This is a genomic window from Pseudomonas sp. PDM26 (assembly GCF_019219185.1).
Taxonomy (GTDB): domain Bacteria; phylum Pseudomonadota; class Gammaproteobacteria; order Pseudomonadales; family Pseudomonadaceae; genus Aquipseudomonas.
On the sequence record NZ_JAHUWC010000006.1, the window covers coordinates 1 to 22141 of the forward strand.

General features: G+C 55.1%; 20 protein-coding genes. 7 read left to right on the forward strand and 13 right to left on the reverse strand.

From position 1 onward, the window contains the following. Positions 1-1148 precede the first annotated feature (1148 nt). Genes KW849_RS13285 through KW849_RS13305 form a run of 5 tightly spaced genes read right to left on the reverse strand, consistent with a single transcriptional unit; the run spans position 1149 to position 4858 of the window. The gene (locus KW849_RS13285) at positions 1149-2585 is read right to left on the reverse strand and encodes a 3'-5' exonuclease (protein ID WP_218429801.1); all 1437 of its coding nucleotides are present in this window, start codon (positions 2583-2585) and stop codon (positions 1149-1151) included. A gap of 1 nt (position 2586) precedes the next feature. Beyond that, positions 2587-3360, reverse strand: coding sequence for a FlhC family transcriptional regulator (locus KW849_RS13290; RefSeq protein WP_218429802.1), 774 nt, complete (start codon positions 3358-3360; stop codon positions 2587-2589). Between the two features lies 1 nt (position 3361). After that, positions 3362-3796 (reverse strand): hypothetical protein, encoded by a 435-nt coding sequence (locus KW849_RS13295; RefSeq protein WP_218429803.1) that lies wholly within the window; start codon positions 3794-3796, stop codon positions 3362-3364. Further along, a complete protein-coding gene (locus KW849_RS13300) occupies positions 3789-4298 on the reverse strand; it encodes a hypothetical protein (protein WP_218429804.1) in 510 nt (169 codons plus the stop codon). The genes KW849_RS13295 and KW849_RS13300 overlap by 8 nt, the downstream gene beginning before the upstream one ends. A 2-nt stretch (positions 4299-4300) precedes the next feature. Then, the gene (locus KW849_RS13305) at positions 4301-4858 is read right to left on the reverse strand and encodes a transglycosylase SLT domain-containing protein (RefSeq protein WP_218429805.1); all 558 of its coding nucleotides are present in this window, start codon (positions 4856-4858) and stop codon (positions 4301-4303) included. 447 nt (positions 4859-5305) lie between these two features. Here KW849_RS13305 and KW849_RS13310 point away from each other — a divergent pair, with 447 nt between their 5' ends. Further along, a complete protein-coding gene (locus tag KW849_RS13310) occupies positions 5306-6001 on the forward strand; it encodes a helix-turn-helix domain-containing protein (protein ID WP_218429806.1) in 696 nt (231 codons plus the stop codon). A 34-nt stretch (positions 6002-6035) separates the two neighbouring features. Here KW849_RS13310 and KW849_RS13315 read toward each other — a convergent pair whose 3' ends face one another. Together KW849_RS13315 and KW849_RS13320 are read right to left on the reverse strand one after the other, a co-directional pair. After that, entirely contained in the window at positions 6036-6536 is a 501-nt protein-coding gene (locus KW849_RS13315) for a hypothetical protein (RefSeq protein ID WP_218429807.1), read from the reverse strand. Positions 6537-6546: 10 nt separating this feature from the next. Continuing rightward, positions 6547-7557 (reverse strand): ParM/StbA family protein, encoded by a 1011-nt coding sequence (locus KW849_RS13320; RefSeq protein ID WP_218429808.1) that lies wholly within the window; start codon positions 7555-7557, stop codon positions 6547-6549. Positions 7558-8144: 587 nt separating this feature from the next. On the opposite strand from KW849_RS13320, the gene mobI reads away from it, so the two are divergent. Next, positions 8145-8612, forward strand: coding sequence for a conjugative transfer protein MobI(A/C) (gene mobI / locus KW849_RS13325; protein ID WP_218429809.1), 468 nt, complete (start codon positions 8145-8147; stop codon positions 8610-8612). 61 nt (positions 8613-8673) lie between these two features. Further along, positions 8674-8997 carry a hypothetical protein gene (locus KW849_RS13330; RefSeq protein ID WP_218429810.1) on the forward strand — a complete coding sequence of 108 codons (324 nt, stop codon included), beginning with the start codon at positions 8674-8676 and terminating at the stop codon, positions 8995-8997. 79 nt (positions 8998-9076) lie between these two features. On the opposite strand, the gene KW849_RS13335 is transcribed toward KW849_RS13330, so the two are convergent. Further along, positions 9077-10348 carry a Y-family DNA polymerase gene (locus KW849_RS13335; protein WP_218429811.1) on the reverse strand — a complete coding sequence of 424 codons (1272 nt, stop codon included), beginning with the start codon at positions 10346-10348 and terminating at the stop codon, positions 9077-9079. Continuing rightward, positions 10345-10785: a LexA family transcriptional regulator gene (locus KW849_RS13340; protein ID WP_218429812.1), complete on the reverse strand. Its 441-nt coding sequence runs from the start codon at positions 10783-10785 to the stop codon at positions 10345-10347. The genes KW849_RS13335 and KW849_RS13340 overlap by 4 nt, the downstream gene beginning before the upstream one ends. Positions 10786-11051: 266 nt before the next feature. Here KW849_RS13340 and KW849_RS13345 point away from each other — a divergent pair, with 266 nt between their 5' ends. Next, positions 11052-14267 carry a DEAD/DEAH box helicase gene (locus KW849_RS13345; RefSeq protein WP_218429813.1) on the forward strand — a complete coding sequence of 1072 codons (3216 nt, stop codon included), beginning with the start codon at positions 11052-11054 and terminating at the stop codon, positions 14265-14267. Between the two features lie 106 nt (positions 14268-14373). Here the strand turns inward: KW849_RS13345 and KW849_RS13350 are convergent, their stop codons facing one another. The 3 genes from KW849_RS13350 to KW849_RS13360 form a co-directional block, all read right to left on the reverse strand. Further along, positions 14374-14643 (reverse strand): hypothetical protein, encoded by a 270-nt coding sequence (locus KW849_RS13350; protein WP_218429814.1) that lies wholly within the window; start codon positions 14641-14643, stop codon positions 14374-14376. Between the two features lie 109 nt (positions 14644-14752). Beyond that, positions 14753-15346, reverse strand: coding sequence for a hypothetical protein (locus KW849_RS13355; RefSeq protein ID WP_218429815.1), 594 nt, complete (start codon positions 15344-15346; stop codon positions 14753-14755). A 125-nt stretch (positions 15347-15471) separates the two neighbouring features. Then, positions 15472-15693, reverse strand: coding sequence for a hypothetical protein (locus KW849_RS13360; protein ID WP_218429816.1), 222 nt, complete (start codon positions 15691-15693; stop codon positions 15472-15474). 292 nt (positions 15694-15985) lie between these two features. Between KW849_RS13360 and KW849_RS13365 the strand changes: the two genes are divergently transcribed. Further along, positions 15986-16645, forward strand: a complete 660-nt coding sequence (locus KW849_RS13365; RefSeq protein ID WP_218430064.1) for an SOS response-associated peptidase — start codon at positions 15986-15988, stop codon at positions 16643-16645. A gap of 224 nt (positions 16646-16869) precedes the next feature. Here the strand turns inward: KW849_RS13365 and KW849_RS13370 are convergent, their stop codons facing one another. Further along, positions 16870-18219, reverse strand: coding sequence for a hypothetical protein (locus tag KW849_RS13370; RefSeq protein WP_218429817.1), 1350 nt, complete (start codon positions 18217-18219; stop codon positions 16870-16872). Positions 18220-19060: 841 nt separating this feature from the next. Here KW849_RS13370 and KW849_RS13375 point away from each other — a divergent pair. Both KW849_RS13375 and KW849_RS13380 read left to right on the forward strand, forming a co-directional pair. Then, on the forward strand, positions 19061-19882 hold the full coding sequence (locus tag KW849_RS13375) for a GIY-YIG nuclease family protein (protein WP_218429818.1): 822 nt from the start codon (positions 19061-19063) through the stop codon (positions 19880-19882). A gap of 471 nt (positions 19883-20353) precedes the next feature. Further along, positions 20354-22072 carry a class I SAM-dependent methyltransferase gene (locus KW849_RS13380; RefSeq protein ID WP_218429819.1) on the forward strand — a complete coding sequence of 573 codons (1719 nt, stop codon included), beginning with the start codon at positions 20354-20356 and terminating at the stop codon, positions 22070-22072. The last annotated feature ends 69 nt before the right edge of the window (positions 22073-22141 follow it).

The window sequence follows — 22141 nt, forward strand, 5'->3', positions numbered from 1 at the left end:
GGTTTCAGTTCACTGCCTCGTGGCCTGACCGGTTGTGGGACGGCTGCCGGTACCTCGATGGGGATGGACCGCCCAGGTGGTCGTCTCGTCGATCTGGTGCGCGGCTCATGGGCTAGACGGACTCGGCACACCGCTTATTCCCACCGTGGGATCGGGATGGTTAAGCGCCCTTTCACGATTTCGTGCTCAGGTTCATGGGCTCGCCGGCGGCCTGCCTTCTGCTCATTCCCACGATGGGAATGGATCGCTCTGCGGTCCTGCGTGAGGTTTCAGTTCACTGCCTCGTGGCCTGACCGGTTGTGGGACGGCTGCCGGTACCTCGATGGGGATGGACCGCCCAGGTGGTCGTCTCATCGATCTGGTGCGCGGCTCATGGGCTAGACGGACTCGGCGCACCGCTTATCCCCACCGTGGGAATGCGATGGTTAAGCGCCCTTTCACGATTTCGTGCCCAGGTTCGTGGGCTGGCCGGCGGCCTGCTTGCCGCTCATTCCCATGTTAGGGATGAAACGGCCCGTCGTCGTGCGTGTGGTTCCAGATTAGTGCCGCGTGAGTTAGCCAGCTTCGAGGCGACGGCCATACCCACGGACGACATTGGTCACCCGAGTGCACTGCTTGTGAATCTCGTGCGCGCGATATCGTAGGCTGGTCTAATTCCGAGAGGCGCATATTCCCACGGTGGGAATGGAATGCCTCGTCTATCTGTGTGCGCCTGAGCTGAGTATGAAGTTTTGTGTAATCCGCGAGGGGAGATCACTCACAGACTGGCTTAATCCTTGGAGCGGGAGAAACTGAGGCTCCAGGTGCATGGAGGAAGGGCATTAATGCCGCGTTCTATTCAGGCGTTAGGCGCACTGTATAAAGGTACAGTTTGATCGCGGCGATTGTGCAGGCGGATATGTGGGGATTGAGAAGGTAGGTTTGAATCTCAGGTTCTCGCTATTTTCTAGGCGCACAATAGAGTCACGATAGAGCGACAAACGCTCGACATTCGGAACTCAGGGGTTGCCGATGCTTTCCTGATAGTCCAAAGGTCGACAATAGGGCGACTATCGACGGACAAGCGCCTTTGCCTTGGTATCAGTGTTCGCTGGTGTAAAAAAGCCCGCTATGTGCGGGCCTTAGTGGAAGGGGAGGGGAGAGCTACCTCAGACTCTGATTTCCGAGACCTGGAGCTCAACTGCTTGCTTTGCCCTGGTAGTGGCTACATACAGCAGGTTCAGCTCCTCATCTAATTGAGCATCCCCCCGGCGCTTAGCGGTGGCCAGGCTATGGTCGAAATCTTCTCGGACAATCACATTCGCAAACTCCCTGCCTTTGGCCTTATGGCAGGTCGTGAGCGTAATTCGTCCTTTTGCAGATTGTCCTCTACCAGCCAGCACCCTCACGAGATCATCCTCTCGGAGCTCGTAATCTCGGGCGAGCGAGTAGATCTGAGCAGTTTCAGTACCTGGGTGGTCTGAAGCCCATTCAGCGAGTTCATCGTGGGTCTTAAAGGAGGCAAGCGCCGGGTGTTTTGCCTCTCTGGGGGCGTTTCTCATCAATGCAAAAACGGATTCAGTTTTTTCGCGAATATCAAGGGTGTCGCCCACAATGGAAAATGATTCCCCAAGGTCCCTAAGTGTTATGGCGTCACGTATCAGTGCTGTGTTCGTTCGGAAGATGCGAGTGTGCTCCTCGCTAGTGGCAATCGGGCCGACCCTTGAAGATTTCCCAGCGAGCCCTCGGAGTTTGATGGGGGGAGGGGAGGACTTGCACTCCAGTATGCGGTTCGCCAAGTCGGCTATTTGTGGGCCGAATCGAAATGACAAGGTAAGGGGGAACTCTCGGCCAGGAACCTTCAGCATGGCGTTCTGGGAGCCGCGGAAAGCAAAGATCTGTTGTCCGGCATCCCCTACGTAACAGGCGCGCTTGGCGAATGCCAGGCAGGAGAGCATGACATCTGAAGCGTCCTGCGCCTCGTCGAGAAACAATTGGTCGAAGTGGGATAGGCCTGGGCATCCCTGCAGGTGCCAATCTTTGACGTATAGATCGTGCGGAAGGGGAAGTCTGGTTCTCGATGTCACGCGCATTGCGTCGAAAAGAACTGTCGCATAACGCAGGGCAAGATCGGAAACCACCGGTTCTCTAACCCACGATGGGACGTGTATATCTGATAGTGCCGAATCGGCGCTTGAGCAAAATTTGCTGACTGTACCGATTATGATCTTGGCAAAGGCTTGAGCATCTATTGGCAGCTTTTTCTTAAGCAGATCAAAGGCTTGTATGACGTGTGAAGCATAGAGCTGACCAATAGTACGTCCATCGGATCGGGCGCGGACAGCCTCGAAAGCCAGGCTGTTGAAGGTTCTGACAACAGCAAGATTCCCAAAGGAACTCTGCACCTCCGCAACCAGTGGTTTGCTGTAGGCTAAAACTAAGAGCCGGCTTGCGCCGGCTCGATTGCAGTCTTGGACTGCCCCTTTTAATGCTGTTGTCTTGCCACAGCCCGCACCGGCGGTTGATTTAATTATTCCTCGAGGCGTCTCCAATAGGCTTACAGATGCTTTCCGAAACGCCGCCTGTTCGTCCGTAGGCGCATGCATGTTAAGCCGCCTGCAGGCCGTGACCACGCACTACAGGTGCTTTGATCAGGTATTTAACCAATCGATCCCCGGTCTGATACTTCAAGCAAAGGCGTTTGATTTCATCATCCGCAAGGGAGAGCAATTTCCTACAGGCCACCAGTTCACCTTCAGAAAGTGCGAACTCGCTTTTGATCTCATCAGCCTTGTAGCCCCAGTTCTCCCACTGGCTGACCTTCACAGAAATCTCAATGAGTTCACCTACGTTTCGGGCCGATACCGCACGATCGGCAACGTCACAGTGGAATGGGTCTCGTACCTGGACACCCTCGCACAACGGGCATGCATGACGCCGGTGATTGATGCTCGCGACAAACTCGATGTGACAATTGCTGCAGGATCGCATGGTGACCTCCTGGCTCCGGTAATCACGTGCAATCAGCCACGCGTCATCGAGCTCCAGGATGTTCTCAAGGTCCAGGTTTCCACCGCGTAACGCTGAGTGGCTATCAAGGTATTGAGTGTGGGCAGCCATTACTGCATGGATATCGACCGCTTCGCGTGGTTTTTCGGCAGTAATTAAATACGCCAGCATGAATAGGCTGGCTTCCAGAGAAACCGCTCGTTTGACCAGAAGGCTTTCGGCGTTGGGCAGGGGGCCGGATTCGGAGGGGCCACAGACCCCCAATTTTTTCCGCAGGCTAGTCACTTGTTTCCGGGTCAGGCCGGTATGTAGCCGGATGATTGCTGATCGGAAACCTGCTTTAACCAAGACGCTGGCCAGTGATTCGTCCATTTCAATGCCCCTTTACGACGCTAGATATTATTTTGTTTAAGAGTGTTATCTGGTCCGAGCTGCGTAGTTCTCTTGCGAGAACCCAGGCCTCGTCCAATGAAAGAGGGGAGGGGAGCCCAGTCCGTTGAACGAGCCTGTATTCGCGGAGGTAGTCCTCATACGCGGCAACAAGCATATCGATGTCGACTTGGAGCTCTGCACGGTCTGCCTGAGCTGTGTACAGAAGCAGAAGCGCCGCTGCATCAGACGCCTTGTTAGGGGCGCTTAAAATGTCTTCCAGCGAGGGAATGATCGAAGTGGTTAAGCTGCGCACCACTTGAGCCTTAACGTCAGTTGGTAACAGGATTTGATCTGCAGAAAGCCCGGTTTGAATGTTAACCAGGATTGGACTCAGTCCAGCTTTGAGCAACTGTACGGCCTGCCGCTGTTTACTCACCCCGACGTCCTCCGGAAAGAATCCGCATCAGATTGGCAATGCGTACGGTGCTATCGGGTGCGTCAACGATGATTTTGCTAAAGGAGGTTCGAGCGGCGAACGTTACCCGCCCCTGCGCAACCAGGCGGATTCGATCTTTCATCTTGCTTGTTGCAAGCCAGTTAGCTTTGCTCGGGCAGGTAATTCCCCAGTCGATCATCGCTACGCGACCTCTCAGGCGAAGGTCGTCAGCGATCGCGCCCAGGAGCTGGCTGATGGTTGAGACCGCAGGGGAAGGGGTGTGAAATCCAGTGAAGTTTTCTTCACCCAATGTGCCGATGTTGACCAGTAGAATTGAAGATGGGAGAGATGCCAGTTCGGCCAAATCGCTTTCCGCGGCTTGGACAAGCCATTGCCGATCTACAGGAGCCAGGTCGAAATAACGACCATAGGCCGGATCGTTGTTTGTCGCCCAGTCCTGAGCAACCCGGAGTGCAAGGTTCAACGCGAATGAATCCATCATGGTCACCCCTCTTGCTCGAGAACAATGAGCCGGCGCCATACGCGCAGAACATTTACCCCATAATCACGTGCCACTTGCTCGAGATCAGGGTTCGGTGTGTGGTACCGGCCTAGGGCAAGTGCTAGGTCGCCTTTGCCCTCTTTGATGAATTCGCAAAATATCTGTGTGCCAACGCGCACGTTTGTATTGAGATCAAGCAGATCTGCTGGATTCGATACACGATGGCCGTTCCACCGCATGCTTACCTGCATGGCGCCTACTGCGATTGTTCTCGTCTTGGTCAGGGCTTCATTGAGCTGATCTGCTGCCTTTTCCTTGGTGGAAGGATGGTAGGCCTTGTTGTCGATGTTTAGCGCATAGGGGTTCGGCTTAACCAAAGGCCCATCGTAGTTTTTCGACTCGACGAGGGCGATTGCATAAAGAAGTTTGGGGTCGACCTTGCAGGCTCGATTGGATTCTTGCTCCCAAACTGTACCTTTCAGGCTGAATGCCGCTGCCGAAAGCGGTTGCAGCGCTATGGCAGCGGCCGCCGTCAGTATGAGTTTGAGTGTGCAGTCCATCGAAATATGACCCTGTCCTAGTGCATAAATGGCGCTTCGTCGTGGGCGCATTCTACCCATGGTTCAGGATGTTTCAAGATGGTTCACCACAATCTGACCCTTTCATAGTGTAGATTGTTATCGTAAATCAGACGAACGGCAGAGCAATTGTCACAAAATTGACTAGATTTCTCTAAAAATTGGCAAAAGATGGCTAGATGCCATGTTATTGACACTATTTTGAGGTCAAAGTGATATTACTAAAATCTACACTGACACCTAATTAATTTACCCTAAAAGGGTCAGATTTCGAGGTTTTGATTTACACCAATGAATGGGTGTAAATTGACACGGTATAAACGAAGTCTAAATTCACGCCTACTGGTTGCCTGGCGAGCTTTCGCCTAAGGCAGCGCGACGGTCGCAATTCAACAGAAACCAAGGTGGAAGAGCCGAGGATCGCACTACATGCAGTACGCCGCTGAAGCGACCAGTCATCACGCTTTTGTCACACGCGTGACTGAACTGATGAAGGTTCACGAAGTCTCCGCAACGAAGTTGGCCCAGCTGTTAGAAGAATCTGAGTCTACGGTTAAGAATATGCTGTACAAAGGAACCGCTTGCACCCGTGAGCGCCTTGTTCAGTTGGCCCGGGTTCTCGGAACCACAGTTGAGTACCTAGGAACTGGATCCGATACGACGAAGGTGGACGACTCAGTTTCTTTGATGGTTCAAAGTCCCGAACAATTGGCTTTTACATTAGGGATTCTGGCCAAGGAACCCCCTGCGATAGTCGTCGAATCAGTGCTCCGAACCCTGCCGATGCCGCTGAGGCTCTTATCTGAGTACGGCTTAACGCCTGAAAGTACTAGGGCAGTATTGGTAAACACAGATGCTTTAAAGTCTGTGGTTTCCCGAAATGACATCATCCTTGTCGATATCTCTCAGAAAACACTTCATGAGGGTGTTTATCTGATTTCTATCCGAGATTCGGTTGTTCTCAGGCAAGTGTCTCCAGTTATCACTGGTTTTGCCTTAACTTCGACAAACCCTAATATCCTGGGTACCACTGTTCCAATTGACCCGGAGACAGGCTTACCAAAAAACGCAGATACGCGGGTAATAGCTAAGGTCGTTTGTAGAATGTCGTTAAGTGCACTTTAAAATGAAAGCCCGCTGATGAGCGGGCTTTGTATTTTTAAGCAAGTGAAGATTTGAACGCAGGCCTATTTCGGTTCAGCAGTTGGGGCGGCGGGCTAGTTTCAGGAACCGGACTCAAAGCTGCCGATAGGACCTCCTCGCCTGGGGCTCGTCCAACCGCGGTTGGCTGGTTTGGTTGCTCCCGGTTGCCATTCAACTGTCCCTTCGTGGATTCATCTATCGGCAGGGGACGAGGCGAAACAGCTGTAACCTCATCTACACCTTCCACCCCGCTGTGGACTGCACCCTTGGGCACTTGATCCCGCGCATTAGCTGCCTTCACCTCATCGCCAGGCACGGGGACCGGCATTGGCATCCTTACGCCTGTGGATTGTTCCCCCTCAAGCGTTTTCTCTGTCATCAGGCCGAGCTGAGCAAGGTAGAGAAGACGCCTGGCCCGACGCATTTTTGAGATGCTCTCTAAATCCCTATAGAGAAGCTTTGACTCCGATGTCAGCTTGACCAGCATTTTCAGAGTGTCGTCGTCTAACTTGCTCATGGTCATTCCCTTAACCGTGGTTCAACCAATACCCGAAGGCATTCGAGATTACTGGTCGGTCTGAGGTTAACGTCTTGGAGCGCGGGAACACCTGTTGAGCTGCAGATTTGTAGCAGTTGCCACCACCACCCCCAAGCAGCACGAAGTCGACTGCTTCCCCGTCCAAGAAGCGCATCTGCTGTTTCATGTTCAGGAGGGCTTTGGGCGCCACGACATTGGAGGCCTGCTCGATGAATGGGCCCAGGTCGACTTCGTCACCAAACAGAAAGACGTGGTTGCGACCGTTCTGCATCGCGATTTCAATCTTGTCGCGACCAGGCCCATTGCCCCCAAAATCCTTGGCGATTTCTACGTTGATTGCATCCAGAAGAGCACTCATGGCCTCCATGGAGGAGTCCGAAGAGTCCCGGACAATGTCGCCCCGGCGGAAGACAACCCAGTCAACAGAGAAGAACCCAGGGTCGAGTACGAGAAGGACTGACTCCTCCAGGATTTCTGGGTTTGGATGGGTTGCGTAGATGTAGTTCAGGGTGCCCACAGGTTGAGGGAGCACCGTGACCTTCTTCACAGTGATCTCGCGTTTGGGGGATACCTGGTGGGTACCTGTCAGTTGTGCAGTTAACCGCTCGACCAGCTCCGAATTTCGCGCTTGCTTCACGGGCAGGCCGGTGATCAGGTGGTCAATCTCAGAGCGGCCGTCTGCGCAAACTTCGCTGATCGACGCATTGAAGAGGGCACGATAGGTATCAGTCGATGGATAGTCGCCATGGAGTTCACGTTTGACACCCGAGCGGCCCGGGTTAACGAAACCGACCCACTGCTCATTGTTCAAGTAGACGTAGTGCTCGCCATCCTTCAGGTCAATGTTGCCATTGAGGCTGGTTACAGGTGCCGCCTGGGCAGGTCGAACCATCAGGCTAGGTTGATCCTGATCTGCATGACCGTACGCCATCTTCACGTTCGAATAGCCGATGTCCAGACCTACAACGAAGTCACCGGTGGGTTTGTTTTTACTGGCCATGTTGCTCCTTAAGCTCTCGCTTGGGTTTGCTATTGGTCCGAAGCAGCTCTCATTCGGTCGACAATCGATCGACAATCGAAAACAGCTCGCGGAATAGGATTCTGTCGTCAGTGGCGCCATCCCCTTGCTCGACCCCTTACTCGCAGCACAATCGGACGACAAACGCACTTCACACTTAAATCCTGCCATCGATTTCCAATATGCAACCCCCCAATCCGACCCAATTTTCAGTCCTGGTAATGGACGTGAAAATGGTGCTTAGCACACCCGAACGCCGCCACCACGTCTTGGAGCTCAATTCACCGTGAATTCCCTTATAGGGGTAATGTAACCATCTATAAGAGCTTCCTAGATTCTGTAAGAAATCTAGGGTGGTAGATTTCCCCTATAAGGGCTTTTGACATACTACATTCCTGCCTTGATTATCTGCCCATAAGTTGGGCTAGATTACCCCTATAAGGGAATTCAGCATTCGTGTAGAGTTTTGCCGCCATTGACGTTTTGGCCATAGTTTTATAGCCCCTTTGAAACAGATTGATTCCTAGGGGTAATCTAGTTTTCTGTATTCCTATTATAAGGGTAGGGTAATGATTGATCCGATAGAGCACCCATCTGTGCGAGGCAAGCTGAGCGCCAAGTACCTCGAGATGATTCGCGAGCTCGACACGATTCACTTCATGCTCAGGGATCAGGCAATCCAGCTGAGGGACGCATTCTTTGCTGACGCAAAACGAGAGGGGAAAATCCTCTACCGAACAGTGCAGGTGAAGGTGAATAAGCAGGAGTCTGTGTCGATCATTTGGAAGCGTGTCAGCTTCATCGACTTGCCTGGGGGCAAGAAGAAACAGAGAACGACGGCGATCCCTAAAGGGAAGGGGCACAGCTACAGGGAGGATGCGGTAGTGAAGAAAGCGGACTACTGGTTGCAGCAACTGTTTCACACCTATGAACCCAAATTCGCAATCATCCGAGAAAGTCTCGTGTCGAACATGAAGGCCCGGAAGACATTGTTGGAGCTACAGCGCCGGGTGAATGCTAACCCTCCGATTGAGTGAGGGTTGCACATTGGTGAGAGGGTATAGAGTCGGGTCATCCAACTAACGAGAAGGAATGACCATGAGCAACACGCCGCACGAAACCTTGATCACCATTGATAAGGTGGAACTGGACCTTTGGGCTGATATCTACTGCAAGGCAAGACTGGCAAGCCTGATTGACGTGACCCTCTCTGAGTTCCTGCTGCGCCCCTACGATTTCTTGAAGGAGTCAGGCCAAGCTTCAGCGCTCGACTGCTTGGAAAATGGCTTTTTCCCGATGATGCCGGCGCAGGTCAAGATCTCCCAGGATATTCAGCGTGCGTGGGAGGGCACAGACAAGAGGCTGCGGTTGGACCGCCAGCACTTGCAACTGGTCCACAGTTCTTGCAGGAAGGAACGCTGAGTCAGGGACGAAGAAAATGGACAGGGATAGCAGCAGCGCTGCTAACAGTGAGGCCGGACAGAGCGGTGCAGTAGTGGGATCAGAAAACGACTTTCAGGTCTGCTAATCGGCAGGAGTACGCAGGGCTTAGGCTCTCTGGCCTGGCTCGCGATCCGGCCAACTCGATTGTTCTTGCAAGTTTTACGGTGCCACGACCGAAGCGGGAGTTGATCTCGTCAAGAGTGGACATCAACCGATCTTGCGACGTGTCGTCATAACCGAACAGGTCTTGCTGGCTCATTGCTGACGCCGGCTGTATGCCCATCAGCAGAACACCGGCCTTGGAAAACCTAATACCCGGCTTGAATATGCTGCGCGCGGCTTGTGAGGCAGCTCTGGCGAACACTCGGGCGTCAAACGCAGGCTGTGCAAATGGGACAGTTACCGTCTTGGCGTACGGAGCGGACTTGGTTTCAAAAGGGCTGGTACGTGCATACACCCGAATGGCTGAGGCAGCAGACCCTTGCTTCCTGAGCCTGCCAGCTGCCATCGAGGCGAACTCCACCAGGGCAGCGGATAGAGCATCAAGCGACTCTATCCGCGATCCGAAGGATCTACTCACGTTGATCATCTCCCGGGGGCCATCGTTCCCCTGCAGATCAACTGCGCAAATGCCATTCAGCTCCAGTTGAGTACGAAGGACTGTCACCGGGAATTCACGCTCAATAACGTGTCGTGGCAGCTTGGCAAACTGAGCGGCGGTGGTGACCCCCATAGTGGCCAACCGGGCAGTCAATGCAGGTCCAATCCCCCAAACCTCTCCGACTGGCGCCAGCGCAAGTAACGGCTCTCTGTCGATCGGAGACATCAGATTGCACAGGCCGGTCTTCAGTACCCGTTTGGCCGCGTAGGAACCTAGTTTCGCCAGGGTCGGCGTAGGGCCAATACCGGCGCCGGTACCCAGGCCGGTCCACGCGAGCACCCGCTCCCTAGCCTGAATTGCCAACTGGTGTAGCTGCTGGTCTGACATGCCATGGGCGTGAAGGAAAACTTCGTCAATTGAATACGGTGTGATCTTCGGTGCAACCGATGCAACAGATCGCATTAGGCGCGAACTCGCGTCACCATAAAGGGGAAAGTTGGCGGAGCAAATTATCAAGCCAGAGCGCCAATGTTGTTGGCGAACCAGGTGAAGGGGATCACCCATCTTGATCCCGATCGCCTTGGCTTCGTCGGAGCGAGCAATTACACAGCCATCCCCGGACCCGGCAACTACAACAGGTTTGTTTGCAAGTTCAGGACGCCAAACACGCTCTGCGCTCACGTAGAAATTGTTCGCGTCCAACAAGATGAACGCAGCTCGTCCGTTCATACCGGACACAGACGGTGCAAGTTAAAAGTACATACGCCCCAGATAATTAAGCTTTCTTTGTCTGCAATTACGATTGGGGAATAACTCGTGTTCTCGGGGCAGAGAAGAACAACGTCGCCGGCGATCACCAGGCGCTTGCACACGAACTCCCCCTCGTGAATGGCAACCACGATTGAGCGGTTGACTGCCTTCTTGGACCTATCGACCACAATCACGTCGTCAGGCCAGATGCCGGCATCGATCATGGAGTCGCCCCCACTGCGCACCAGGTAGGTCGCAGGCGGGTTTGCGACAGCAATGTCATCCAGTGAGGACATTTCCTCGATGAGGTCCTCGGCAGGGCTGGGGAACCCACAACTGAGCTTCGATGTGAAAACGGGGAGCAGGCCGGAGGCAGGCTCCACCCGGATACGGCCGATGACTGAAATGGCGTTCATTGGTAACCTGTATAAATGTACAGTAGATGGGTCCATGATACACGCAGTCCGGCGAGCGACAAGGATCTCGCGCCAGATGGCGGTAGCGAAAAAAATGGACAGGGGAGGGCGTGGCCATCGCAATCGAAAGGGGCTGAAGAAAAATGGGCAGGGAGCCGGGTATATGGAGAAAAAAAGACTCCCAGCGGCTCCGTCCGCCTCGTACGATGTACGCCTTTTCAGACCGCTTGGTTCACAGCAGGCGCAACCTCCCAAAAGGACATTGGATGACATCTCCTGCCGCTATCGTTCGTTACTGGCAATCAGTTGAATTGCTTCAACCTATGGCTGCCCCAAAGCCCAAGCAAGGGGGCAGTCCGCTCATTTATGCCATGTCCGCGGCCAATCTAGTGATGCCTTGGGTTAACCCCATTGTGTTGGCGAAGCACCCGCTGCCGCCAGGCAAAAAGTGGAGCCATCTGCTCTTCGGGCATTGCTATGACCGTAAGCACGCAGTGACAGCGCTGGCGGCAGCGTGCGGTGCGGACTTGGGCCCCAAGATCCCACAAAACGAGACTGTCGCCCTTTTTTCACTCCGCTTCACCGATACCGGCCACATGGTGCCTGACAGCTTGGTGTTGTCCTCGGCCGCATGGCTGTTGGGGAAAGTGCGAGCCAACGAGCCGTTTGCGCGTGGCTTCGCAGATGAGCAGCAATGGGCACTCAAGGAAGTGACAAAAGGGTTCGACGAAGTGGTGACAGCACAGAACATTCTCTGGCTCACCGAACTGTTACTCGAGAAGTGGAAGTTGAAGGATCTTGACGCTGAGGAGAAATCATTCCTTTTCAGATCAACACAGATCAATCCCACGCAGGCAGTACCAGGCGATGGCCCGATGAACAGTTTCTTTCTGGAGGAGCTGGCCGATGTCGCTGACAGCATGGATCTGAAGGGGAGTAGTGCGCCGTTGAAGGCGTATCTCGCTGGCCACACAAAGGCGGGCCAGATTGACGTCAGCGATGATGGGAAGTCAAAGGAGTTATTGGACCTACTGGGGCCGGATCGTTACCCAGGTGGGTGCTGGCCGACAGAAGCAGACCAAGGGCTGGTCCATTCCCAGCAACTTGCGGTGAACCATATCGTGGGTGAACTCGGAGAAAGTGACGGATTACGATCAGTCAATGGCCCGCCGGGCACCGGCAAAACCACTCTGCTGAGGGACATTATCGCCGCCGTAGTGACCGACCGGGCTGATGTCCTGGCAGAACTTCCGAGTGCATCGGGGGCGTTTGGCAAGGATGAGGCACTCAACGTTTTGATCCCTGAGCTCCTGGGTCATGAAATTGTGGTGGCGTCCTCCAACAACGGCGCGGTTGAGAATGTCACGTTGGAGCTCCCTCAACGGGACAAAGTGGACGCACAATGGTTGTCCGAGTTGGACTACTTCCGAGGCGCATCTGAATGGCTTACCGGCAAGGAGGCGTGGGGCCTTATCTCTGCCGCCCTGGGCAGCAAGACCAACCGGCATGACTTCGTTGACAGGTTCTATGAGGGAAAGGGAAAGACATCGAAGGGAGCTGATGTGCCTGCTACGGGAGCGGGAGCCGATGTTTCGGACGGTCCAAGCGTTACCGACACGGACCAGGTACAAGGCACTGGCGGTGCTGGCTCCGCTGCAAAGTTTGAAGGGTTCAAAAAATGGCTCGACAAAAAAGCCAGCCACAACAAACAAGAAAGCGCGGCTGATAGTCAGTACCGAAAGACCACGTGGTTAGCGGCGGTGAAGCGTTACAAAAAAGCCAAAGCCAAAGCCGAAGCGGTGGGGGCGGAGGCTGTGATGGTGTCTAGTAAAGTGAAGGCTTTGATGGAGGTCCGAGGTCAAGTCCAGAGCACGACGCGCCAGATCGACCATCTCAAGATCCGTCGCAGCGAATTCACAGAGATCGACTGGACCATCGAGGAGGACTTCAGCAACACTCATAAACGCGCTCAAGCCCGGGAGGATCAGATACAGCGTCATCGCAAGAGTGAGCCAGGCTTCTGGTCCAAACTCTTCAGTCTCTGGAGCAACTACGTCAAATGGAAGGTGGCGCTGAATTCGCTTCAGAAAGCTCTTGATGAGACGGAAAGCGAAATTGCGATTATCGTCCAAAAATGGAAGCGCCTCCGGGGCGAGCGCGAGGAGCACGATAAGTTGCTGGCAGCGAGTGAGTCTGCGCTTCAGGAGTTTGAGCGAGTGTTGGCAACCCGTAAAGGCGAACTCAAAACGTTGGCCGAAAAGTACAAGGCGAACCATTTTCTTCATTGGCTGGAAAGAGACCGCATCGGCCGGGGAGAGGAAATAGAGTTGGCGGAGCCATGGATGGTACCGGGATGGCGCCGTGCCCGTGCGCGGGTTTTCATTGAAGCGCTCCATCTGCACAGAACCTTTTTTGAGCTTGAACCAAATCGGGTCCGCAACAACCTGAATGTTGTCACGAGGATACTGAAGGGCTCCCCGAACAGCGAAGTGTCGCAAGATGCCATTCGATCGGCCTGGGCGACGCTGTTCATGGTCGTACCGGTAGTCAGCAGCACATTCGCCTCCTTTGCCCGTACGTTTAGCACACTGGGTGCCGGTCAGATTGGTTGGCTTCTGGTGGATGAAGCGGGGCAAGCGACACCCCAGGCGGCAGTGGGTGCCCTTTGGCGCTCGCGCCGTGCGGTGCTGGTTGGTGATCCCCTGCAGCTCAAGCCAATTCTGTCCGTTTCTGACGCTGAGCTTGAGTACATGCGACAGCTGTTAGGGGTCGACCCTTGTTGGAACCCCAGTGGGCAATCGGCACAGTCGGTGGCTGACCGGGGTAGTGCAGTCGGCAAGATGTTAGGCCCGGCTGGCATGAAAAACTGGGTCGGATTACCGTTGGTGGTTCACCGGCGCTGCGACCGCCCCATGTTCAAGCTGGCTAACAAGATCGCGTACGACGGCGCCATGGTGTACGGGACCAGTACGCCATCCCCGGAGAAGGAAACCCCCGCCACGCTGCCGACAGGTTGGATCAACGTGTGTGGTCCATCGAATGGGAACTGGGTCGAGGAGGAGGGTGGTAAATTGAAGGTGTTGCTGGCCAGGCTGAAAGAGGAGGGTGTGGCGGCGAAGGACATCTCGGTAATTACCCCTTACCAGGACGTGCGTCAAAGATTGGGTGCGATGCTGAAGTCGCCGATGGTCTTTGGCACCATCCACACCATGCAGGGAAAAGAATCTTCTGTGGTAGTGCTCGTGTTGGGTGGCAATACGGAATCCGGCGGTGCCCGTGATTGGGCAGTCTCCGAACCGAACCTGGTGAACGTGGCCGCCACGCGAGCGAAGCGCCGTCTGTATGTCATCGGTGACCGGGCAGATTGGTCGAAGCGGCCGATTTTCCGCGAGGTGATGCACCTGCTCCCTGAGATCAGGATCTCGACTCCTTCAACTGGTACTCAGGCGGGCGGTGCTCAAGCGATGCCATCAGTGCCGTGAGTTGGGCTACTGTCGGCTTCCGAAATAAATGCAAAATTTTGGAAATTGGTGCAACAAAAAGCCCGCTGAGCGGGCTTGTGTGAACCTGACGGGCTTATCCGGCTGCCTACGCTGGTTGTTCGACCAAATCAAAAACAGTCCCATCGACACGGGTTAACGTCAGACCAACAACGTGACCAGCGATGTGATTCGGGAATTTAGGTGAACCATCTGGCAGGTTTACGCGATACAGAAAAGCACCGTCGGCCGCCACATCGCCGACGTGAAAAGCCCCGCCCTCAAAGAAGCAGTTGTCTTGAAAATAGCCTTCGGTAAACGTTTGGCGTCCTACCGGGCGCATGCGATAAATTTTCCCAGCCTTCATGTCTTGCGTCATTCGTCATTCCCTCGAGTTCCCGGACGCGAAAAATTGGCGTCCTTCTACGCCCCCGGCCCCGGTTTTAGGCCGGGGCTTGGGTGTACCTGGTGCGACTTTCCTCAGACTGTTAGAAAGCGCCTGCCTCGCGAGCAATGGACAACCCAAGATCCCGAGCAGCCTGCTGAGACCACCCTCGTGAAAAGTGCTTTACAGCAATGGTCTGCACCTCTGGATACTTGGCGCGCATATGATCAACTGCATCGTTTCCGTGAGCCACAACCAGCCTCGGCTTGAGCGTTTCAACCAAGAAATCGAACGCTCGCGAGCGCCTCATGCTACCAGTAAGGTCTTTCGCATCTTCCGTGGGCGATGCGTAGATGTTCGTCTCGAGAATGCGGGTGTCGGCCGCTGAGGATATGACCCAATCAAGAAATCGGCGAGTATTACTGATGGGGTTTCTACGGGTTTTGCCAGGTTTAAGCGGACGTTTTGCTCGCTCGGCGAGATAGCTCTCAAACCAAGCTCGCTTATTGAAACCTGTCTCGCAATCCCAGAACTCCCAAAAGTCTCTTTCACTAGCAGACGCTGGGTTCAGCCCGACGATGAAAACTCGACAACCAAGGGGTGAGCCATCGCAGACGAAAGGCCGCTGATCGCTTGGTCGACCGATGATAGCTTCGAGCCGTTGCTCGAACTCTGCGAGGCTTGGCAAGTTGTTCAAGCTTTTGTCACCATTTAGGATTTACCCACTGATTGGGGGGCCGGCTCGTGTCCAGATACGAGGTACGCGGGTCATAGTTATCAGTCATCTAAAATTCCTATACTTCTGAGTCAGAGACGGACACCTCAGTAACCTTTGCGGCGGTCTTCGCGGGCTTGATCGACATCAGCATCCGTCATGCCGGCGAAAAGGTAGACAACAGGAGCACGCGCCGAGCCCGGTGCCCGGATTGTGTAGTCACAGGCGAAGCCTAATGCGCGAAGCTCATCACGCAAGGCGCGGATCTTCTCCAGCGCTGGGTCGAGTGGTTCAGAAGGCCCCGGTTGGGAGGTATGCTGGTCGCTCATGGTGTTCCCCGCTTCGTCCTGGAGCGCGAAAACCGCGCATCTTCTACTGCCGCTGCCCAGCTCTAAGGCTGGGCTTATGGTCTAACTGCGGGCTACGGAAACAGAAGCAGTTTTTCGCACGGCGCAGAATCTCGTCCTGGTGCGCCTGCGATTTGGCCTTGCCCACCTCAGCAGGACCTACCGAGAGACGATGGTAGCGCCTTGAGGAGGGGATACAAGAGGCGAGCGGCTAGACCACCGGTGGGAATGGGTGGCGATGGCCTATTATGTAATTTTTTCCGGAGGTACGGCGATGTGTAGCCGATACGAAGCGCCTACGACAGAGAGGCTCCTGGCCGGGTTCGGTGCCGCACCGGATCAGCCTTTCAAAACAGCCCTGTGGCCAGGGTACATCGGGCCTTTCCTGCGTGCTCGAGGAGCGGAAGAGACGGAGGAGGGTGAGAGCCCGGTGGAGGCACTGGTCGGGATGTTCGGTCTGCTACCGTTCTGGGCGAAGGACACCAAGCTGGCGCGGAGCACCTACAACTCAAGAAGTGAAACGGCCGCGACCAAACCGTCATTCCGATCGGCCTGGGCCAAAGCCCAGCATTGCACTATCCCGTGCACTGCGTTCTACGAGCCAGACTGGCGTTCGGGTAAGGTTACGCCCACCCGTATTACCCGGGCGGACGGTGGCCTGATTGGGATTGCAGGCCTGTGGGAGCGCTGGGTTGATCCCGCGGGCGGAGAGGTAGTGCACAGCTACAGCATGCTCACGATAAACGCCTCGCAACACGAGTTGATGCGCAATTTTCACAAGCCAAATGACGAGAAACGCATGGTGGTCATACTGCCAAATGGCGTGCATCAGGATTGGTTGCGGGCGCCGGCGGAGGAGAGCATGGAGTTCATGAGGGCGTATCCAGCTGACCGGCTCATTGCTGAGGCGGAACCGGCCCAGGGTAAGGCCTAGGCACACGACACTAGCGGTCACAAACGGGCCATGGATGGAAATACGAGCAATTTCAGGGCCCGCTTCCTGGGGCGGATTGAGAATCTACGTCCCTCAAAGTCGCGGATAGTAAGTGGCATGAATCAATGCGCTCGCGCTTCCGTCCCCATCCCACTCGACCATCACTTCAGTACCGCACGCGCTGCTGGCCGTTGTAACCTGGGGCGACGATTCCGCATCATGCGTCAGGTGACGCGCCTCGCGGAACGAGTTTCAGCGCTCAACACTAAATGCTTGAGCTGAAAGTACATCTCCACGTCATCATTCACTCGCATGATCGGCTTTGAACTGCAAAGCAAATTCCATGGCTTTGGGCCCAGCTCAGTCAGAAAATCTGCGGCAGCCTCTGATAGCGCAGCATCAGTGATCGACTGATTGAAGAAAGCTGGTGTGAACTTCATGGTCGCGCCAAATGCATCCGCAATCTCATATCCCAGTTTGACGCGTTCGCACCGGCGATTCCTTGATTCGAACTGTTCAGGTTCAACTTGGCAGACGATGCTTACGGGGGTTGGATGGTAGCTGCCCTCATCGTTTCCTTCACCCACCGACAAGCCAACATAACCAATCGGTTCCCAACCCTGGGTGAGTTTATCGAGCACGGCCGCGTATGACTCGAACGACTCGCGGTCATTGTTAAACACGCTGTTGCGGGGGCTCACATCCTTGTAGACGGTAAGCACACTCTCGACCTCGAATGTGCCAAAGGCAGGCTTCACATTCAATTTCCATTCAAGCGAGTTGAAAGACGTGAATGTGTGCTGTAGCAGGACGTGCTTGGTCATCGGATTGGTGGGGTCATCACCGTCAGAGAGCATAACAAAGGCACCAGTCTTGACACCGTCTTTCAGAATTTCGCCAGTCTTGGGATTGCGTGCGCTGATCTTGGCATAGCCACGACCAGATAGCGCGACGCGCTTCTGCGGGGGCCGCTGAAATTTCCCGAAGTACACGGACCAGTCAGCAATCACGTCTCTCCAGACCTGGTCCTCGATCTGTAATCTGTGGTTTGCGCAAACCATGACCTCCCTAATAACACGACTGAGCGCATGGACGCTTGAGAGCGCGAATGATGCAGTTGGAAAGGGGAGCTCGGCCGTCGAATGAACGATTTCCGTCCGGATGTACGCCGATTTGACTGCCTCAATGATCTTCGCCTTATCCAGACCAGGCAGATGTTGGCGAACAATGTTGTCAACTCGCTTCATGCCTATGAAATGGGCCATAAAGCTGACGGTCGGATTTTGCAATGCCAGGCTTTGTGAGAAGACTCGAACTTGCTTCATCTCCAGCAGGAGCTCAGCAGGATATTCAAACTGAAAGGCATCGACTTTCGTCGCGTCATCGGGGCATAGCCAAATGCCGTTCGATTCTGCTCTGATTTCCTCGTCAGTAAGGCCAACTGGTGGTCTTGGGCCCCCGGGAGAAGCTGCATAGATGTGCGCAGCGATTGCTACTCCTTTCACACCAACGGAACCGTCGCCTTTGACTTCGGGACCAATGGTGACCTTGGGGCAATCATAGAAAGAACACATATGGCCCGCGTTCCCTGCAAGGATAATGCGCGTGCTCTTTTTAAAATTGACACGTCGTGACTTGGACATCCGTCAATTACTCTGAGTTGGATAGAAATGCGTTGAAAAAGCGCGGCCGAGGTCTCGGTCACTGGCTCCGTTTGAGGTCCAGTCGGAGGGTACACGCGACTAAGCGAGCAGGTGAGCCAGACCTGCAACCGTAAAGCTCAGGCCTACGAGGAGCGCAACTCTAAAGCGTGTCTGGTAAGGACGATAGTGGGCGCTTTCAGTTCTCGAAAACTCGGTTTCACCGATGCCAGCATCTCTCCTCGCGTGCAAAGCGATTTGGAGATTGCGCTTTGATTTTTCAGGGTCTCGCTTCGCCTCAACGTAGCGTGAATAGTTCCAGTGCGAAATCCAAAGTGCTGCTGCGCACAGTGTCCAAAGCACTGACTGGATGATCAATACCGATGTCACGTTGGTCCTTCCTCCTCAAACACAATTCCTATCTTTTATCGGCGGCTCGCATGCTGTCTTGATGGTGTAGCGCCGGGTTGTCTCCTGCCCGGATTTTTCGCATTTCTCGATCACGCAGTGCAACGCGGCTTTGGCCGCAATCAAATGCGTCGAAAGCCGCGCCCTGGCACTGGAACCGCGACATTGGCGGGCAGATGATGCCGCGGGATTTTCCATGGTCAGTTAGTCAAGCAATCAGCGTGGCCGTAATGCCGGCGCAAAAGCCCGTGAAAAGCTCGCCATTTATCACGCTCATTTATCAGCACCGAGCAGAGTGCAAGCCGTCGATGCATTCCTCACCTACAACGAATAAGCTCTCGATCCTGACTGCCTGGGGAGCGTTGCATTGAACCTGTTCGATCTGTTGAAGCTGTGGGAGCCGACGTTCTCGCCGGAAAAGGCCAAGGTCCACCTGGCCAGGTACAACGGCGAGGATCATCCGCTCGACGTGTTCATTCAGGGAGGCTTCGATCAGTGGCAGAGTCGGCAAAGCAACCGCAATTTTAAGCTGCCCTATGTGGTTTCGCTTATTCAGGCCGGGAGTCCAACCCGCTGGTTGTTTGCAGGTCTGTTTAGGACAGTGGAGTGTGTCGAAAGAGTCGGCCCCAAGCCCGACTACATCTACACGCTGGAGCGTGTGCCAGCGGCCGAGGAGTGGGTAGGGCGGCTATATCTGAGCAGCAAGTACACCAAACGTAACTCCTACCCGTACGGCGAAACCCTGGTTGACGACTTGGCTGTGACTGAACTGCTGGCCGAACGCCTGAGCATTGGCCATTTCCCCGGCTTCAAAAAGGTCAACCTGACCAAAAGCCAGCTCGACGTGGTGGTCCAGCAGAACGTTGATTCTTGGCGCTCGGCCCTGTCGAGTGTCAAGGGCATCTACCTCATCACAGATACCCTTACCGGTAAACTCTACGTGGGCAAGGCAGACGGGGAGACCGGCATTTGGGGCCGCTGGTGTACGTATTCGACGAACAGCCATGGCGACAATGTGTTGCTCAAGCGGGAGTTTGGCATTGATGCTCCGCCTGAGCGGGAAAAGGACTTGCGATTCTCATTGCTGGAGATCGCAGACCTGCATGCGATGCCGGGGGAAATTGATGCCCGTGAGAATCATTGGAAGGAAATCCTGTTGACCAGGACGCACGGCTACAACCTCAACTAGTTGTCATCAAGGCACCGGCGCCGCAGTGGCGCAGGACACCCTCGTTGTCAATTTAGGACACTGAACGGCTGCTTGATGCCACCTCATTTACCCCTTCCAGATACTCCATGCCGCGAGCGACTTCAGTCGCTTTCGAGCCCCCTTGCATTCTGAAAAGTGGTGAGACACTAGGAACGAATGCAATGAGCCCCCGGCGCTCACCCCATCCCCATGCAACACACATCAGGATTTGGGGAAGTGGTGAAGAGCGCGAAGGATTCAATGGCGGAAAGTGGGAGGCAGGCAGACGCCTCGGCTCCCGCGAACAGGGCATTGCATTCGTATCAACTAGCGGCTGAAAGTCATGCTGGCGAGCAAAGAAGGGCTGAAAAACTATTGATGTGTCCATCACTTAAGCGGCTGCCGTACCTAGTAAACGCACCTCCTTGACTGGGGGTTTCGGCAGTATCGAAAACTGTACGAGTTCACCCCATGACAGACCTATCCCACGCCAAAATCGGCGATATCGTTGAGGACGCTTCCGAGTTCTTCGCGCCCGCTTCTGCTGACCTGGTTGACGGTCTGATCGGTGGTTATCTCTCAGAGCGAGGACGCATCGAGCAGCTGCATGAAATGATGACCGGCGAAGGATTCAGTGGCGCCCTCTGGTACTTCATGGAGGGGAACACGAGCGCGGAAGGCCGCTATTACACGACTGACATCGCGCGCTTGATGCAGCTCGAACCCGCCATCGCTGTGCTCAATGCGTCCTACTGGGGCAAAGCCCTGTCCCTAACTGACGTCTATGAGTGCATGCCTCAAAAGCGCCGTACCGAGTGGCAAGAGCAGATCCGCAATCCCATGGGCAAGAAGGCGTCATCTCGCCGCCGGAACAATGAGTCGCAGGACGAATGGGAAGTGCACCCGCTGCCGGACTTCGAAGAGACGACGGTTCGCTCCACCCTGAACGATCTATTGCTGGCCCGCTCCAAGTTCTTCGCCGAGCGTGTGGACGGTATTTTCCGCGCTCTCTCGGGGGAGCACGTCACCAACTCGCCGGCCGCCTTTGGTAAGCGCATGATCGTTGCGAACATGATCAACAGCTACGACTCCATCGATTACGAGCGTGCCGGCTACCTTAACGATCTGCGCTGCGTCATCGCCAAGTTCATGGGGCGCGAGGAGCCTCGCCACGGCGACACTGGGCCGCTGCTGGAGGTGTTCCGGCGTCGCACGGGAGAGTGGTACGAGGTTGATGGCGGCACCTTGCGCATGAAAATGTACAAGAAGGGCACCTGCCACATCGAAGTGCATCCGGACATGGCTTGGCGCCTTAACGCGGTGCTGGCCAGCTTGTATCCGGCGGCCATTCCGGCCAGTTTCCGAACTAAACCGAATGCCAAGGGCAAGCGGCACAAAGTGTTCGGTCGTCCGCTTCCTTTTGCGGTGATAACGATGCTGTCTAAGATGCGGTCCGAACCGAACAAGCCAGTTCGCTACGACCGTTGGGAGGAGCCGCGGCCTGCGCTGACCGCCAACCCACATGCCCTACAGTTCGACTATGGCGATCGCAGTGAGGCAGTACAGGCCGAGGCCGAGAAGATTCTGGCCATGATCGGCGGGGTGCGCCATAACAAGAATGCACACGTCTGGTTTGAATTCGAATTCAGCCCCCGCGAAGCACTGGACGAGATCATCATCAGTGGCTGTGTGCCCGACCAGCGAGCTCACCAGTTCTATCCGACCCCGGATGATCTCGCCATCAAAGTAGCCGAACTGGCCGATATCGGCGACGACCATACCTGTCTGGAGCCTTCTGCCGGCATCGGGGGTATTGCCGATCACATGCCCAAGGACCGAACCCGGTGTGTCGAGATAAGCGACCTACATTGCAAGGTGCTGGAAGCTAAGGGCTTCGACGTCACACAGGCTGATTTCTTGACCTGGGCAGGGTCAACGACCGACCGATTCGAACGTGTGGTCATGAACCCACCGTTTAGCGAGGGCCGCTGGCTTTCGCACCTGACCGCGGCTGCGGGCCTGCTGAAGGCCGGCGGACAGGTTACGGCCGTGCTGCCCACCAGTGCGAAGAACAAGGACATGCTCCCTGGGTTCGAGCTGGAGTGGTCGCGCGTCATTGAGAACGCTTTCGCCGGTACCACCGTGTCGGTAGTCATTCTATCGGCGAGAAAGAAAGTAGAACCGCGATAGTGCGGGCGCCGCGTAGGGAGGCGCCAAGGACTACGAATCTCGTGAATCACCAAATGGACAGTAAGGCGC